The organism is Candidatus Symbiopectobacterium sp. NZEC127 (assembly GCF_025962675.1).
Taxonomy (GTDB): Bacteria; Pseudomonadota; Gammaproteobacteria; order Enterobacterales; family Enterobacteriaceae; genus Symbiopectobacterium.
The window spans coordinates 2,006,527-2,022,870 of record NZ_JAGFPG010000001.1; the positions used below are offsets into that span (position 1 = coordinate 2,006,527).

The following is a 16,344-nucleotide window of genomic DNA, read 5'->3' on the forward strand; positions in this document are numbered from 1 at the left end:
GGGAGAAGATAAGGTATCCGCCATGGATACCTTTTCAAAAAAACAACATCAGAAATTATATTGCAGAGAAACACGATTCTGCCAAAACGAATAATCGTAAACCGGCGAGGTTTGTACCCCAAGGAAATTAGACAAACTTAATCCTTTTAAGGCACCATCAAACTGGTAAATACCAAAGACCACATATTCAGACTGATTACGGCTGGGCGCGCTGGCTGAACTTTTCAGGTCCATAAAGGAATAGTAAGTCCCGATGCTCAATGCAGGCATAATCTGATAGCTGATACGTGTGGAATAGGCATTGCCGGTACCGAGATCCTGGGTGCTGGTAAAATACGGCTGTGCGAAATATTTACCCGACGAGGTGCTGCTGGAATACGGTGTTACCAGCGCCCCATTCAGGTAAGCCTCAGGGTTGGAGACAATGTGGTTGTAGTTGATAGACCACTTCACGTTGCTGGTCGGCGTCAGGGCCAATTGCACACCGTAAGAGGTGCTATCGACTTCGCCGCGCAAACGCTCACCCTCGCCGCTACCGCGAATAAATTGCACGCCGATATCCGGCTGCCACGGCGCGGCTTTCCACTGACTGTGCGCTTCGCTATAAAAAATATTCACGTAGTCATCATAACTTTCATACCATAACTGGCCAGTCAGGGTCATGTCGCCCACCTGCTTTGAACGACCCGCCCCCACGGCCCAAGCGCCGTTGGTTTCTTCTTTAATCGCGCTATAAGCACTGGTTGCCAGGAATTTATCACTGCGCCACGGCTTGTAGCGGTATATCTTGGTGGCGTGTACGAAATCGGTTTTATCGCCCCAATGCATATCCACAGCGCGAAACAGAATGGGCGTAATACGCCAGTCATAGTCGCTCATAAAGGGAATATCGATGCGCTGATCGCCCGCCGTAAAGCGGAAATCCTGATACTGCCAACGCAACCAGGCTTCGCCAAAACCGTTTTGATTGGTCGCCAATTCCGTCACACCACGCCCAGCGCCCGGTGAACGCCACTGTTGTTGATAAATCCCACCAACGCCTGCGCTAATACCGTAATACGGTGCCGTTTGGAACAGAATATTACCGCCATAGCTGGCCGTATCCTGATTATTATTCCTGACGAAATAGGCATTCTTGGTGGAGTAATACAGTGAGCGTAACGAACCATGAACAGAACCGCAGCGTAATGCATCAAGCGCATTATCTACGCCGTAGGCATTTTGTGTGCAGGTTTGTCCCAGATTACTGCTCAGCGGTTTTATTGCTGCTGGCGATTCGGCAAACGCGAATGCGGGTAATAACAGTGCGGCTGCGGCGGTACTGATGGAAAATAAACGACCTGTGCGAATATCCCCGGGGAATAAAGATACAATGCTATGTTTCACAGTTAGGTTCCTACTACAGAATTAAAGGAAGCCACCTTGTAACAAGGAATAGCCAAATATACCCGTCATACTTCAAGTTGCAGGTGCGTTGGCTACGCTCATTCACCCGAATCACTTACTTGAGTAAGCTCATCGGGATTCATTCGCTTGCCGCCTTCCTGCAACTCGAATTATTTAGGGTATAGAACAACAGCGATGACGTTATTTACGCAGGCTAATTATTATGTTGATGATCACCCTCCGCAATTGCGGAGGATGAAGAATAATTGAGAGTCTTTTTTTATTATTTCAACCGTATTTTTATTTTATTACGCGAGATTATCCATACGTTGCCATAATTTCTCCGCGGCCTGACGTGCGTGGAAATAAATCTCCTCGACGTCAAACGGGAAACAGCGATTTTCATACACCAGATTCCCTGCCACCATCACACTGTGCACGCTGGCGGAATTCAGTGCGAAGGCCAAATGCCCGGCCAGATTTTCAGCACACAGCGGCGTCGGGGAGTGGTAATCGCAAATGGTTAAATCAGCCTGATAACCCGCAGCCAATGCGCCAAACTGCGCACCGAAGTTACGTTCCAGCAACAGGTTACCGTTATGCAGAAAACGCAGGAAACTGTCTGGCCACAGCGTGCCACCTGCATCGCGGTGCTTGAAGCAAGCGAATTTCAACTCTTCAAACATATCCGCACCGATACCGTCGGTTCCTAAGGCCACATGGCGATACTCCGCCAGGCGCGGGTTGTACCCCACCTGATTGTTCATGTTGGAACGGGCGTTATGCACCAGACAAGCATCAAACTCATTGATCACCGCCACGTCCTGCGCCGAAAGAAACAGGCCGTGCGCGATCAGGCTTTTCTCGTTCAGCAATCCCGCCCGCGCCAGTCGCACCATCGGATCAACACCATAATGGTGATGACTGTGAGACACATCATAGCGGTCTTCCGCAACGTGAATATGCAGCCCGCTCCCCGTGCTCTGAATCGCATCGGCCAACAGTTCCAGTCCGGCATCGCTCAGCGTGAATGGCGCGTGAGCCCCAATATGCGCCTCCACCAGATAGGGCGTTTTGCCCGACTTTTTATCCAGATCGATACGGTGAGCAAAACGGATATTTTCTTCCACGCCGCGCCGCAGTTCATCCAGCCCGCCATTGCGATCGGTGGTTTCATAGCAGGTCATACCACGCAAACCGGCAGTGAGAAAGCCACGGCGTAAAATATCCAGCGATCCGCCGATCAGCGACGGGGAGGCATGGTGATCGATAACCGAGGTGCAACCTTGTTTAATCGCTTCCAGTGAGCATACCAACCCGCTGTAATACAGCGACTCTTCATCCAGCGCGCGGTCCAGTTTCCACCACAGGTTCTTTAGCGTGGAGATAAAATCCGGACAGGGGTCAATACGCGCCAAAATGCCACGTGCCAGCCCGGAGTAAAAATGGTTATGGGCGCAGACGATGCCCGGCATCACCAGCCGCCCCTGCATCTCTTTCACTGTCGCCGCCGGATAGCGCGCCGTCAGGTTTTTTCCCACCGCCACGATCGCCGTGCCGTCAATGGCGATATCCACGCCCTCATCCACCCGAGCGGGCTCAAACTGCACCGCCGTTGCGTTACGCAAAATCAGCATGAATTACGCCTCCACCGCGCCAAGTAAATAGTGATGATGTTGATAAACCGTTGAAATAATGCGGCACATGTCTGCCAGCTCCGGTGGGGCACTGGCAATATGGCCGTGCGGGTCAATCGCCAGGTGATAGACCTGCTGCTCATGGCGTACCAGAATGCCATCTTCATCCAACAGGAAACCAGGATTGCTGCTGGCGGCAAAGTCCTCACGCAAATTGAAGATGGTGACTTTATCGCGGTAAGGTTTGCCGTCCCACGGGCAGAACTGGGCGCAGTTACCGCATTCATTGCAATAGGCATCAATATGCAGCGTTTGGAACCGGTCACGAAAACCGGGTACCGCAATGGAGATATTGGCGCGGTTAGGGCAAACATCCACACACTTGGCGCACACATAGTTACACGACAGGCACCGCTGTGCTTCTTGCTGGGCAAACGCATCCTGCTCATCCGTTGCGATCAGTTGGACGTCTATCGCCCCTTTGCGGCGATAGATATCCGCCGGATCGGTATTCAGCCAGCGTTTGGCCGCATGATCGTCACGAATATTCTCACGCAGCAAAATCGCATCCGTCGCGCGTCGCGCCGCACCGATTGCCGCCACAATGGAAGCCGGACCGCTTTGCGCATCACCAATCAGAAACACATTATTGCGCTGCGTTTCCTGCGTTTTGCTATCCACCACCGGGGCACCCTTGGCCGACAGGGGAATCCCCATCTGTGCCAGCGCCGCATAATCCGGCTCTTCCCCAACGGCGGAGATAAGGGCATCCAGATGCAGCACGTCGGTGCGCTCGGTCGCCAGCGGACGGGCCCGCCCCTGCGCATCGGGCTCGCCGGGTTGCATCACCCGTAGCGTCACAGCACCGTCGCTATCAAACCGTTCCGGATTCACCCAAAAGCGGAATTCAACCCCAGCGTGACGCGCCTCTTCCACTTCTTCGCGCCAGGCAGGCATATCGTGCTCACCGCGACGGTAGAGAATGGTGACCTGCTCAACGCCGGGTACACGCAGCGCGGCGCGCGCGCAATCCATCGCGGTATTCCCCGCGCCGACAACACCCACGGAGCGCCCGAGCGTGAGTGATTCAGCCCGGTTGAAACGCCGCAGAAACTGAAATGATGACCACACTGCGGGGTTATCCCCGGCCAGCGCCACATCGCGGCTACGGTAGGCCCCGGTACCGACACAGACATAGGAAAAGCCGCGCTGGTGCAACGCCTCAATCGTCAGTCCGCTGTCGCAACCATATTCAAATTGCACGCCGTGCTGCGCGACAAAATCAATATCGTGTTGGATCTTTTCCGCCGGAATACGGAACTGCGGCACCACGTGGCGTACTACGCCACCGGCACTTTGCTCACGCTCGAATATCGTGACCGGATGCCCTGCACGCGCCAAAAAATACCCGGTTGCCAGCCCTGCCGGACCGGCACCGATCACCGCCACCGGATGACGGTTGCCAGAACCGGCCGGTTTGCACCAGCGCTGCTGATATCCCGACCAGCCTTTTTCCAGCGCAATACGTTTCACTTCACGGATATTTAACGCACTGTCGTAATCCAGTCGGGTACAGTTGGACTGGCACTGGTGATCGCAAATGTGACCGGTAATGGCTGGCAGCGCGTTACGCTGATAAATCAGTTCCAGCGCCTCGGTATAGCGCCCCGCGCCGGCCAGACGCAGGTATTCGGGAATATCCTGATGGATAGCGCAGGCGCTGACACAGGGGGCGACGTAACAATCGGACGGCGGTAAAACGCCACCGGCATCAATGGTCTCTTCCCGCTTCCAGGCTTTCTGGTGGTATTCCGCCGTTAGCGCCGCCTGCGCCAGCGTCTCTAACCGTGACACGTCCACCGCGCTCATCGTCCAGCCCGCAGAGTTTTCAAGCTGTTGCGCACAGGCCGCCAGACGCAGGTACCCACCGGGTTTCAGCAGATCGGTCGCCATGGTAATGGGATGAATACCGGTTTCATGAATCGCACGGATATTGAGCTGACTGGCCCCGCCGGAATAGGAGATGGGCAGTTTTCCGTCGAAATGGCGTGATAACACCGCTGCGACGTTAATCGAAATGGGAAACAACGCCCGGCCCGACATGTACATTTCATCGCCCGGTAGACGGTGTTTATGATTGCCAGCACCCAGCGTGTTGGTCAGTTTTACGCCGAATTCCAACCCCTGTTGGTGTGCCAACGCCAGCAGCCGCTCCAACATGCCCAGCGCTCGGTCTTGCGGCAAGTCATGCAGGAAAGAGGACTCTTTTAATTGGATATAATCAAACCCGCAGCCATCCAGAATTTCGCGAACGCGCGCATAGCCAAGCAGCGTCGGGTTCAGTTTCACAAAGGTATGCAGGCCCTTTTCTTCCAGCATATAGCGGCAAATCGCTTCGATTTCGTCGGGAGGGCAGCCGTGCATGGTTGATAAGGTCACGCCGGTGACCAGCCGGGAAGGAATACGCTCCGGTAGCATTGCCAGTGCAGTGCTGTCAGGGTGCACCACACCATCGAACAGGGTATCAACGTTCGCGATCCACTGCGCCAGCGTCTGGCGATAGCGCTGAAAGGCGGGTGAATCGGCGGCATCCATCAGGGTGGCAATAAACGTTTGCATCGGGGCTTGTTGAATGCCTTTCAGGTCATAGCCTACGCTCATATTGAAAATAAATGAGCGGCCTTGTTCAGGCGTGCGCGGGGCAAACAGACACTCCAGCAACCACAGGGCAAACCACGCTTTGAGATATTCATCGGCGGCTTTTACCAGCGTAAATTCGGTAGACCATTCGGTATTGAACCCTTCATCCTGCGCATCAATACAGGGTTTTTCCAGCTCCAGTTTGTCCAGAATCTGCACCGTTTTCAGTTCAATAAAACTGCCGCCGGTCAGCCATGCGGTAATGATATTTTGCGCCAACTGGGTATGCGGACCTGCCGCTGGCCCCACCGGGGTGTCGCAGACTTCGCCGAACACGCGCATTTGCCGAGCGGGATTGCGGCGATAGAACTGGCTCTCAGGGATGCCAAAAATAGAGCGACTTTGCTGGTATTCAGAAAACATTCTTTCCAGCAATTGCTCAAACGGAATGGGACGCATCACATCACCCACATTGCTCTCCTTTATTGGTTCTTTTTTTAAAATAAACCGAACGACATTGTTATTGTGGTTAAAGCAATATGCAGGCCAGAAATAGGCCGTCGGGGAGCGCGGCGTGGGAATAAGGCGCTATAGCGTGTTCTGCTGACCAGACGAAATACCTATGCCGAGGGTGAAAGGGCGGGATGCTCAGGGTTAGCATCAGGTTTTTGCAAATTAATAATCGCATTTCTCATTTTGAGAAAATAACCGGGGTTTCCCCGCGATGCCCCGCGTCATTACGCGCCAAAATAACCCCATACGCAGGCACAGAATTTGCATTACTCCCTTATCAGTCATGATTTATGCGAGGTATGCAATGGGGCTTTTTACTCAGGCAGCGGAATTGGAAAAAAATAACCGGGCTTTTGCCTTTATCCAGATCGTCGAAAGCCGGGGCTCTACACCGCGCCACAATGCCAGCATGCTGGTTGATGAAGACGGCAACAGTCTGGGAACCATCGGCGGCGGGATGATGGAGCGGTTGGTGCTGGAGCAAGCGAAAGAGGCGCTAGCGCAAGGGCAATCCCGCGTATTTAGCGGGCGCATGGCGCGTCAGGGCGAAGGTGCCGTTGGCTCGGATTGCGGTGGCGCCATGAAGATACATATCGCGGTGCAGCCACGCCGGCCGCAATTGGTGCTGCTGGGTGCGGGCCACGTGAACCGCGCCATCGCCGTGGTGGCCGCCCCGCTCGGCTTCGAGGTAGCGCTGATGGATACCTGGAAAGAGAATCTGGATCACCCGGATCTCCCGCCTGCCAGCCGCAAATTACTGGTTGAGAGTTTCACTGCCGGTATCCAGCAGCTGACACTGGATGATAACTGCTATGTGGTGATCGCCACCAACCATCAGGACAGAGAAGCGTTGGAACACACCATCGGCAGTCCGGTGCGTTACCTTGGCTTGCTGGCCAGCCGAAGAAAGATCCAGACCTTCCGTGCCGAGCTTGAGAAGCGAGGCGTCGATGCCGCTGACATCGCTGCGCTGCGATCGCCGATTGGGTTGGATATCGGGGCGGAAACCCCGGAGGAGATCGCCATCAGCGTGATAGCGGAAATTCTTCAGGTGAAAAGTGGTGCCAGCGCGGTATCACTCCAGTCCACCACGCTGGCTGTCGTATCAAAATAGCCTATCAGAATAGTGTCTTCACCAACGCGGCGTTAAACGGCTTGCGGCGCAGAAAGCGCCCATGCCCGGCGCGGCCGGTGAACACACCCTCACGCCACACCACCTCACCGCGGCTCAAGGTCATGATCGGCCAACCCTGGCATACCATGCCCTCATAGGGAGAGTAGTCGCCGTTATCATGCATCTCATCGTGCCGCAGCGTAACGCGCTGGTGCGGATCAAACAGCACCAGATCGGCATCCGCACCGGGCATCAGGTTACCTTTCTGCGGCCACAGGCCAAACAATTGCGCCGGACGCGTGCTGGTCAAGGCGACAAACTGCTCAGGACTGATTATCCCCGTCGATACACCGTTCGAATAGAGTAATGCCAGTCGATTTTCCACGCCTGGCAACCCGTTCGGACAACGGCTGAAATCCCCACCGGAGAGCATGTGACGTTGATGCAGTGAAAAATTACAGTGATCGGTCGCCAGCGTGGCGATACTGCCCTCTGCCATCCCTTGCCACAGCGCGGCCTGCTCTTCCTGTCCGCGCAACGGCGGGCTGAGGATGTATTTCATCCCGTCAGGGTCTTGGTAACGTTGCTCATCCAGCAGCAGGTATTGTGGGCAGGTTTCTGCCCACACCGGCTGCCCGTTGCGCTGCGCCAGACGGATATAATCCAGCCCCAATGCGTTGGACAGGTGAACGATATACAGCGGCGCGCTATCCGCTAACGACGCCAGGTTAATCATGCGCGCGATCGCCTCCGCCTCACAAGCGACGGGGCGACTCAAGGCGTGATACATCGGCGCGGTGTTCCCCTGTTGCACAAAGGCATCACGACGCCATCGAATCGCCGCATCATTTTCCGGATGTACCGTGGTTAACGCGCCCACCTGACGCAGCCGCTGCAACGCCTGCAACACCGCCGCGTCATCCAGTTTGTACTGATAGGTCAGGTAAAGTTTGAAGCTGCTGATCCCTTCTTGCTCCACCATCGACGCCATTTCATCCAGAATAGCATCGTCGACATGCTGCACCACGCCGTGAAAGCTGTAGTCGATCGCCGCCTGCCCCTCTGCATAGGCATGATAGCGCCCCAATTGATGATGCAGGTTGCATCCCGCCGGACCAAAGCCCATATGATCGACAATAGTCGTGGTGCCGCCGCACGCCGCCGCACGCGTGCCGGAAAAAAAATCATCGCAGCTGCGGCCAATGCCGACATCGATATTGAAATGGGTGTGTACATCAATACCACCGGGCATCACCTGATACCCGGTTGCATCAATCACCGCCATCTCGGGCGTGATGGCGATATGGGGTTCACGCCGTACGATCCGCCCCTGTTCGATCAGCAGATCCTCGTGATACTGCCCCTGATGATCGACCAACGTGCCGCCTTTGAGTAAGCGCTGCATAGCATTCTCCTGCATCAAGTTGAAGACGGTTAATCCATCAAAGGACGGCCTTCCCACACCACTTCGCGATAGTGTTGTCGATCGGTATCGCCTTCAGAACTGACTACCAGCACACAGGAGGAGGAATCCAACCCCAACTGTGCCAGCAACGCTTCTCGATCCGGACTGTGCAGTATCGCCGCCAAGACGCCCATACCGACAGCGCCCGATTCACCGGACACGATGCGCGCATCCTGCCCCAGCGGATTGCCCAGCACCCGCATACCCAGCGCGGTGACGCGGTCTTCACAGGAGATAAACTGGCGGGAACAATCTCGCAGGCGCGGCCATCCTAACGGGTTGGGTTCACCGCAGGCCAACCCCACCATCATGGTGTCCATCGCACCGCCGACAGCGACGATCTCCCCGTGTTGCGCTGAGCGGAACAAACAGTCAGCGCGATCGGGCTCCACGATCACCGCATGCAATTTATCTGCACCATAGCAATTCACCAGATAATCCAGCACCCCCGCCGCCATCGCACCCACGCCAGCCTGAAGAAAAACGTGCGTCGGTGTCGGCCAGTCGTTCTCGGCAACCTGTTCTACCGCTTCCACCGCCAGCGTCGCATAACCTTGCATTATCCAGGCAGGGATTTTTTCGTAACCTGGCCAGGCGGTGTCCTGTACCACTTCCCAGCCCTTTTCTTGCGCGGTTTGCATGGTCAGGCGCACGGTATCGTCATAGTTCATATCAGTGACGATACATTCCGCCCCCAGCCCGGTGATGTGTGCGACACGCTCCGCAGACGCCCCCTTGGGCATATAGACCACCGCCTGTTGCCCTAACGCGTTGGCCGCCCAGGCAACGCCTCGACCGTGATTGCCATCCGTGGTGGTGGCAAAGGTAATGCTTTCCGCCAGTGCCGCGCGGCCTTGCTCAAACGAAAAATCCTCCAGGGAGAAGTGGTATTTTTCGCACACGCAGCGGGCGATGGCATAGGCACCGCCGAGAATTTTGAAGGCGTTGAGCCCGAAACGTTGAGATTCATCTTTCACCAGCACCTGCCCCACGCCCAATTCAGCCGCAAACGCCGTCAGCGAGTGCAGCGGCGTCGGGCGATAACCCGGCATCCGTTGATGAAAGTTGCGCGCCTGTTCCGCCTGTTCCCGGCTGAACAGTGCTGCGCCGTGCGGCGTAAAGTGAGCGTTGTCGGCAATCTGCATCCGTAGTGAAAACGTTGACATGTTGGCATCCTGATTTTGATTAATGAATTCATCGCTATTCCCTATCCATACATCAATATCTGTGCCAGTTTGTAGTTGCAGCGCCCAGTGCAATGTCGAATAATCGAAAACAGGAGATCACTGTGAGAATGAACGAGTTTCTTCTGCACGGGATTCCCGCCTTCGCGGGAATGACGCCTTCCTTCGTCATCCTCGGCGAAAGCCGGGGATCTCTGTGAGAATGAACATGTTTCTTCTGTAAGGGGTTCCCGCTTTCGCGGGAATGACGGAGGGGAACGGGAATGACGGAGGGGAACGGAAATGACGAATTCTCAAAATGAGAAACAGCCGCGAGGCGCTTTACCCGATATAAGAGCGTAGCCCATGACCAGCCAGACCCTGTCTCTGATGCACATCCAGCCCACCATTCGGCATTTCACCCAGATGCTCAGTCAGGTATTGCGGCTGGAAGTGGAGATCGTTGATAACCGGTTGCTGCGCGTGGCAGGCAGTGGACCCTATCGTAACCGCATCGGCCATCCCTCGGATAACACCCGCCTGCTGCAATACGTCATTGATAACAAGCAAGAGAAAGCGGTTATTCACTCGCAGCACGATCCGATTTGCCAGGGTTGTGGTCAGTACGGCAACTGCGGCGAGCTGGCGTTTCTTGGCCTGCCGGTGATGCACGGTGAGCGCTGTCTGGGCGTCATCAGCCTTGCGGCCATCAATGCAGAACAGCAGCAGCGATTGCAGGACAATATCAGCGTATTTTCCGATTACGTTCGCCATATCGCTTCACTGCTGATCGCTAACCTGACGAAGAATCCCACTGCCAATGATGGCATGGATGTGCTGTTCACCACGCTCATCAACAGCATGGATCAGGGCATTCTGGTACTGGATGAGCGTGGCATTATGACGTTTGCCAATCAGAATGCGCTGACGCTGCTCAACGCCCGTTGGGAAACCCTGGCCAACACGCCGGTGACCATCCGTCCGTTGGTGGCCAGCAAAGATTTCGCCAACGGCAATGCACAGCATGTGATCGCCTTTGCCGCACAGCAGGAAGTGGTGATCGGGCAGCATCATAACGGTAACAACCGGCAGTTGTTCCTGTTTGCTTTCCACCAATCTGAACGTCCCGCGCCACTCAATGAGGCAGACAGCGAACCGCGTATCGGCCAGTTTATCGGCAATGCACCGGCGGTACAGGCGCTGAAACAGCACATCGCGCGTTTTGCCGATAGCCCCTCCAGCATCATGATCACCGGTGAGAGCGGCAGCGGTAAAGAAGTTCTGGCGCGTTCCATTCATCAGGTGGGACGGCGTAGCATGCACCCTTTTATTGCCATCAACTGTGCGGCGATCCCTGAGCATCTGCTGGAGAGTGAACTGTTCGGCTATGTTAAAGGCGCATTTACCGGTGCCGCCCCGAATGGCAAGGCGGGGCTGATTCAGTCCGCCCATCTTGGCACCTTGTTCCTCGACGAGATTGGCGATATGCCGTTAACGTTGCAGGCCAAGCTGCTGCGAGTACTCGAAACGCGCGAAGTGATGCCGCTGGGAGCCAGCAAGCCAGTGGCGGTGGATATCCGCATTATTTCTGCCACCCACCAAAATTTGACGCGCGCGATCGAAGCGGGAAACTTTCGCGAGGATCTCTACTACCGCCTGAAGGTGATACCGGTCGAGATCCCACCGTTGCGCGAGCGCACGGCAGATATCGAACTGCTGGTGCACCACTTTCTCAATCTGCACACACGCCGTATTGGCAGCACCTACCCTGGCGTGAGCCGCGAGGTAATGGCCTTGCTGCGAGATTATCGCTGGCCGGGCAATGTGCGTGAATTGAGCAATCTGGTGGAGTATCTGGTGAATATCGTGCCCGACGGCGAGGTGATTGATCCGACGCTGTTGCCGCCGCATTTTCATCGCGCCACAACCCCCCCGTTGCCCGCCGTCGAAGCGGTTACAGCAACAACACCCGCCGTGCCCCCGAGCCTGAAACAGCTGGAACACCAGCGCATTATCGAGGCGTTAGGTCGTGGCGTGAACAAAGCACAACTGGCGCAAGAGTTGGAGATCAGCGTGGCGACGCTGTATCGCAAAATCAAAAAATACGGGCTAGGTGATATTCACTAGCCCGCTCTCATCGCTAACGCCGCCGGAGCAACTGCTGGTACTGTTCCGGCGTATCCATATCCCAATGAATCGCGCTCTCCGATACGGGCACCCGCCGTTGGCCGTGACAGGTAATCAGCGTTTTCATCGAGGTGTGGTTATCCGCCGCCAGCACCGCATCGCGCAGGGCGGGTGGCAGCAATACCGGGTGCCCTTTCCCTTGAGCATATTCCGGAATCAGACAGGTCGCATCGCGCTGTTGCCACAGCGTGCGATACACCGCCCCGCTGACGGCAGGCATATCCCCCAACGCCAGAAAGAAATGCCCGCCGCCGAGCGCCGCCGCACCACAGCGAATGGAGGAGAACATCCCCTCGGTAAAATCCTCGTTATGGCACAGCGTGATGCGCCCATTGTCGCCATAGCGCCAGTTCAGTTCAGCACCGCGAAAACCGGTCACCAACACCACGCGATCGCAAAAGGAGAGTGCCGCCGCCAGCGCGCTGTCGAGCACCGTTCCTTCCCCCCAGGGCAGCATCATTTTCCACTGCCCCATACGGCTGGAAAGCCCGGCCGCCAGCATCAGACAGACTTTCTCACTCATGCAGCCAGCTCCACCAGCATCACTGTGCCAACACCGCTTTGATCGAGGTGATAATCGGCTGATAGCCCGTGCAGCGGCACAGGTTGCCCTCCAGCGCCTCGCGAATTTCTTCATCATTCGGTTGAGGGTTGGCATCCAGCAAGGCCTTGGCGCTGATCAACACGCCGGGCGTACAAAAGCCGCACTGCACGCCACCGTGGCGAATGAAGGCCTTTTGCAGTTTTACCCCGACAGGATCCTGATGCAGTGCTTCGACCGTGGTGATTTCAGCGCCATCGCACTGTGCCACCAGCAACAGACAAGAGCACACCGCACGCCCGTTCATGATCACCGAGCAGGCACCGCACTCACCGACGGAACAGCCTTCTTTGGTGCCGGTCAACCGACGGTCTTCACGCAGGTAATCCAGCAGGCGCGTATTGTCATTCACCGTGGCCTGCACCCGAATGCCGTTAATCTTCATTGCTACATCAATCATCTGTCACTCCTGCTGCGCCAGTCCTGTCATTACCTGACGGAACATGTCGAGATAAACTGGGATTTTGTAAGGTGCCGACCAACGACCACCAATCGCATCGGTGACCAGGGTTTCCAATGCTGCTGCGGCATTATCAATCACTGCCAGTGTCGGCGCGTGCCCCAGCAGCGCCTGCTCGACTACCGTCAAGCGCTGTGGCTTGCCAAACACGGCGCCATCGACCAAACGGCACAGTTCGATGTTGCCGTGCGCGTCCAATCGAAACAGCGCGGTGAGGCTTTGGCGCGTGATATTCACGGCAGTACGCCGCCCCAGTTGCAGATAAAAAGGGTGCAATGCGCCCGCCGGAGGCGGCGGGAGGATAATGCGTGTGAGTAATTCGCCGGGTTGTAGCTGGGTGCGATAGCCGCCGGTGATAAAAGACGCCAGTGGGACGCGGCGGCATTCACTGGCAGTACGCAACTCCACCTCAGCACCATAGACCATCAGCGGCGGCACGGAATCCGCACAGGGGGCGGCATTGACGATATTGCCGCCAACGGTCGCCCGGTTGCGCAGTTGCAGCGAACCCACCGTGCGACAGGCGGTTACCAGCAGCGGGTAATGGCGCTGCAACCGTTCATCGCAGACCAGATCGGTAAAGCAGGTGCCTGCTCCGATAGTAAGGGCGTCACCTTCAGCATCAATTCCGCGTAATTCGCGCAAGCTGGAAATATTCACCAGCCGCACCGGCGTGGTTTTTAAACGCGCCTGCACCAGCACATCTGTGCCGCCGGCCAACACCTGGGCACCGGGTTGGGCCAACAGCGTTAACGCCTGATCCAGACTGGCGGGCTGGTTCACCTCAAGGGTATTGAGACGCAGCACCTGCTTACGTTCACCGTCATGGGCTTGCACTTCACTCTGGCGTGCCGGTTTTTTCAGGTTGTAGCCCAGCCGTACCTGTTCCAGCGTCAACGGCAGCGTGCGATTCCAACGGCCAATGGCGAAACTGACCGCATTGTTGAGCGCGGCACCGCCCAGTTCCAGCACCGGCTCACCAATCACCTTGGCACCGTAAGGCCCGGCCTTATCGTGATTTTCTACCGCAATCACGTTAATGTTGGGGATATCGCGAATCGTCGGCAACAGGTAGGTGTCGAAGTTCTCGGATTTCACTTCCCCGTTTTCGATATTGAAATCTTCCAGCATGCCGTAGCCGATCATCCCTTGCACCACGCCGCCGTATACCTGCCCTTCAAACCCCACGCGGTTCACCACCTTGCCCACGTCGTGTACCGCCGTGATATCCAGCAGCGTGATTTTCCCGGTACGGGTATCCACCGCGACATCTGCCACCTGACACCCGTATACCCAGGTAAAATAGGGGCTGCCGCAGCCTTTTTCCTCATCCCAGTGAATGGAGGGCGCGACATGCCAGCCATAGGCGGAGAGATTGGCACCGGTCGCCTTGGTGAGCGTCACCACCTGAGCGAAATCCATGCAACGCGTCAGGTTGGCACGGTTGAACACCTTGCCGTCGCGCCACATCAGGGAGTCCACGCCACTTGCCCCCAGTTGTGCAGCAACCGCATCTGCCATGCGCTGTTTGATCTTGCTGGCGGCATTGAGCACCGCTTGCCCGCCCATCAGCGTGCCGCGCGAGGCAACGGTCGAGCCGCCGTCAGCTATCATCGCGGTCGCCGGATCGGTAAAGGTTATCCATGAGAGCGGCAGGCCGAAGGCTTCCGCCGCAATCATCGACATCGTGGTTTGCAATCCTTGACCATTCTCAGACACTGCCGTGGAGATATTGACGCTGCCATCGGCATTGACCTGAATCAGCGCGGATGACGCATCCAGCCCTTCCGCACCGAGCGAACAGCCACGGTGGCTTAACGCCAGACCGATGCCGTATTTGATCGGCCCCCCCTGCGCATTCAATAGCTGATAGCGTTCGCGTTTTGCCATAAATTCAACGCTGTTAGCCGCTTTCGCCAGCACTTCCTCGGCAGAGACCGTGTGTTCGCTGAACACCTGTCCTGCCATGCTGGTATCCCCTTGTTGCAGGATATTACGCTGACGCAGTTCAAGCGGTGACAGGCCAAGCGCCGCCGCCACTTCATCCATCAGCGACTCGTTCGCCAGAATCACCTGCGGCGCACCAAAACCGCGAAACGCCGAGGTGTAGTTGTTGTTGGTGTAGACCCCCGTGACATCAACGCGCACATTCGGAATGCGGTACGGCCCCGCCGCCTGCACCGAACTGCGCCAGGTGACAAACGGCGTTTGCCCGGCATAGCTGCCACCATCCGCCAGCACCTCAATCTTGATGGCTTGAATACGTGCCTCGTCATCCAGACCGATTTTGTATTTCATCTTGTACGGGTGGCGTTTATAGCTCTCCCGCATCGATTGCTCACGGTTGTAGGTAAATTTGACCGGCCTGCCCGTTAAGTGACACAACAGCGCCGCACGGCACGCCAGGTGGTCAATAATGTCATCTTTGCCGCCAAACGAGCCGCCAACGATCGCCCGCTTGATGTTGACGCGCGCTTGCGGCAAACCGAGGTACTTCGCCACAAAACCGCGCACGCGGTGCGCATTCTGTACCGACCCTGACAGCGTCATGATCTGCTCGTTATCGTCGATCCAGGCAATGATCGACTCCGGTTCAATGTAGGCGTGCTCCTGATACCCCACCTCATAGTCCCGTTCGAAAATATGGCTGGAGGCCGCGAACCCTGCGTCAATGTCACCTTTGATGGTGTGGTGGTGATTGATCACATTGCTGGCGCTGCCCGGGTGAATCAGCCGTGCATCCGGTTTTAGCGCGTCTTCTACGCGGGTGATGGGCTCAAACGGCGTGTAGCGCACGCTGATTCTATCCGCAGCCTGACAGGCCGCTTCGTAACTTTCCGCTGCAATCACCGCAATCACATCGCCGCGAAACGCAATATTCTCATTCACCAGCGGCGGATAGTCGGCCATCACCACGCCAATGTGACTTTCGCCGGGTACATCGCGCCAGGTGGCAATTTTCACCACGCCCGGCACCTGTAATGCGGCGTCGAGATCGATGTCCTCCACCCGCCCCGCCGCGATATCTGCATAGCGACACACGCCGTACAACATGTCTTTCAGGACGATATCATCACCGTACACCGCGCTGCCCTTGACCTTGGCCAAGCCATCCACGCGCGGCACTTCATGGCCGACCACTTGCATTTCCATCACGTCTTTCTCATCTGCTGCCATG

At 56.4% G+C, this 16,344-nt stretch carries 10 protein-coding genes; 2 read left to right on the top strand and 8 right to left on the bottom strand.

The features are described 5' to 3' along the window. Positions 1 to 48: 48 nt before the first annotated feature. The 3 genes from J5069_RS09305 to ygfK all read right to left on the bottom strand — a co-directional run bounded on the left by J5069_RS09305 (position 49) and on the right by ygfK (position 6,134). Entirely contained in the window at positions 49 to 1,386 is a 1,338-nt protein-coding gene (locus J5069_RS09305; protein ID WP_264643536.1) for a TonB-dependent receptor, read from the bottom strand. 308 nt (positions 1,387 to 1,694) lie between these two features. Next, entirely contained in the window at positions 1,695 to 3,023 is a 1,329-nt protein-coding gene (ssnA, locus tag J5069_RS09310) for a putative aminohydrolase SsnA (RefSeq protein ID WP_264643537.1), read from the bottom strand. A gap of 3 nt (positions 3,024 to 3,026) precedes the next feature. Next, positions 3,027 to 6,134 carry a putative selenate reductase subunit YgfK gene (gene ygfK / locus J5069_RS09315; protein WP_264643538.1) on the bottom strand — a complete coding sequence of 1,036 codons (3,108 nt, stop codon included), beginning with the start codon at positions 6,132 to 6,134 and terminating at the stop codon, positions 3,027 to 3,029. A gap of 346 nt (positions 6,135 to 6,480) precedes the next feature. Here ygfK and J5069_RS09320 point away from each other — a divergent pair, with 346 nt between their 5' ends. Beyond that, positions 6,481 to 7,290 carry an XdhC family protein gene (locus J5069_RS09320; RefSeq protein ID WP_264643539.1) on the top strand — a complete coding sequence of 270 codons (810 nt, stop codon included), beginning with the start codon at positions 6,481 to 6,483 and terminating at the stop codon, positions 7,288 to 7,290. 4 nt (positions 7,291 to 7,294) lie between these two features. Here the strand turns inward: J5069_RS09320 and hydA are convergent, their stop codons facing one another. Together hydA and dpaL are read right to left on the bottom strand one after the other, a co-directional pair. After that, positions 7,295 to 8,695, bottom strand: a complete 1,401-nt coding sequence (hydA, locus tag J5069_RS09325; RefSeq protein WP_264643540.1) for a dihydropyrimidinase — start codon at positions 8,693 to 8,695, stop codon at positions 7,295 to 7,297. A 29-nt stretch (positions 8,696 to 8,724) separates the two neighbouring features. Next, on the bottom strand, positions 8,725 to 9,921 hold the full coding sequence (gene dpaL, locus J5069_RS09330) for a diaminopropionate ammonia-lyase (RefSeq protein WP_264643541.1): 1,197 nt from the start codon (positions 9,919 to 9,921) through the stop codon (positions 8,725 to 8,727). A 363-nt stretch (positions 9,922 to 10,284) separates the two neighbouring features. Here dpaL and J5069_RS09335 point away from each other — a divergent pair, with 363 nt between their 5' ends. Beyond that, a complete protein-coding gene (locus J5069_RS09335) occupies positions 10,285 to 12,045 on the top strand; it encodes a sigma 54-interacting transcriptional regulator (RefSeq protein ID WP_264643542.1) in 1,761 nt (586 codons plus the stop codon). Positions 12,046 to 12,058: 13 nt separating this feature from the next. On the opposite strand, the gene J5069_RS09340 is transcribed toward J5069_RS09335, so the two are convergent. Genes J5069_RS09340 through J5069_RS09350 form a run of 3 tightly spaced genes read right to left on the bottom strand, consistent with a single transcriptional unit; the run spans position 12,059 to position 16,319 of the window. Beyond that, positions 12,059 to 12,628: an NTP transferase domain-containing protein gene (locus J5069_RS09340; protein ID WP_264643543.1), complete on the bottom strand. Its 570-nt coding sequence runs from the start codon at positions 12,626 to 12,628 to the stop codon at positions 12,059 to 12,061. 19 nt (positions 12,629 to 12,647) lie between these two features. Then, positions 12,648 to 13,106 carry a (2Fe-2S)-binding protein gene (locus tag J5069_RS09345; RefSeq protein WP_264643544.1) on the bottom strand — a complete coding sequence of 153 codons (459 nt, stop codon included), beginning with the start codon at positions 13,104 to 13,106 and terminating at the stop codon, positions 12,648 to 12,650. A 3-nt stretch (positions 13,107 to 13,109) separates the two neighbouring features. Beyond that, positions 13,110 to 16,319 carry a molybdopterin cofactor-binding domain-containing protein gene (locus tag J5069_RS09350; protein ID WP_264643781.1) on the bottom strand — a complete coding sequence of 1,070 codons (3,210 nt, stop codon included), beginning with the start codon at positions 16,317 to 16,319 and terminating at the stop codon, positions 13,110 to 13,112. Between the last annotated feature and the right edge of the window lie 25 nt (positions 16,320 to 16,344).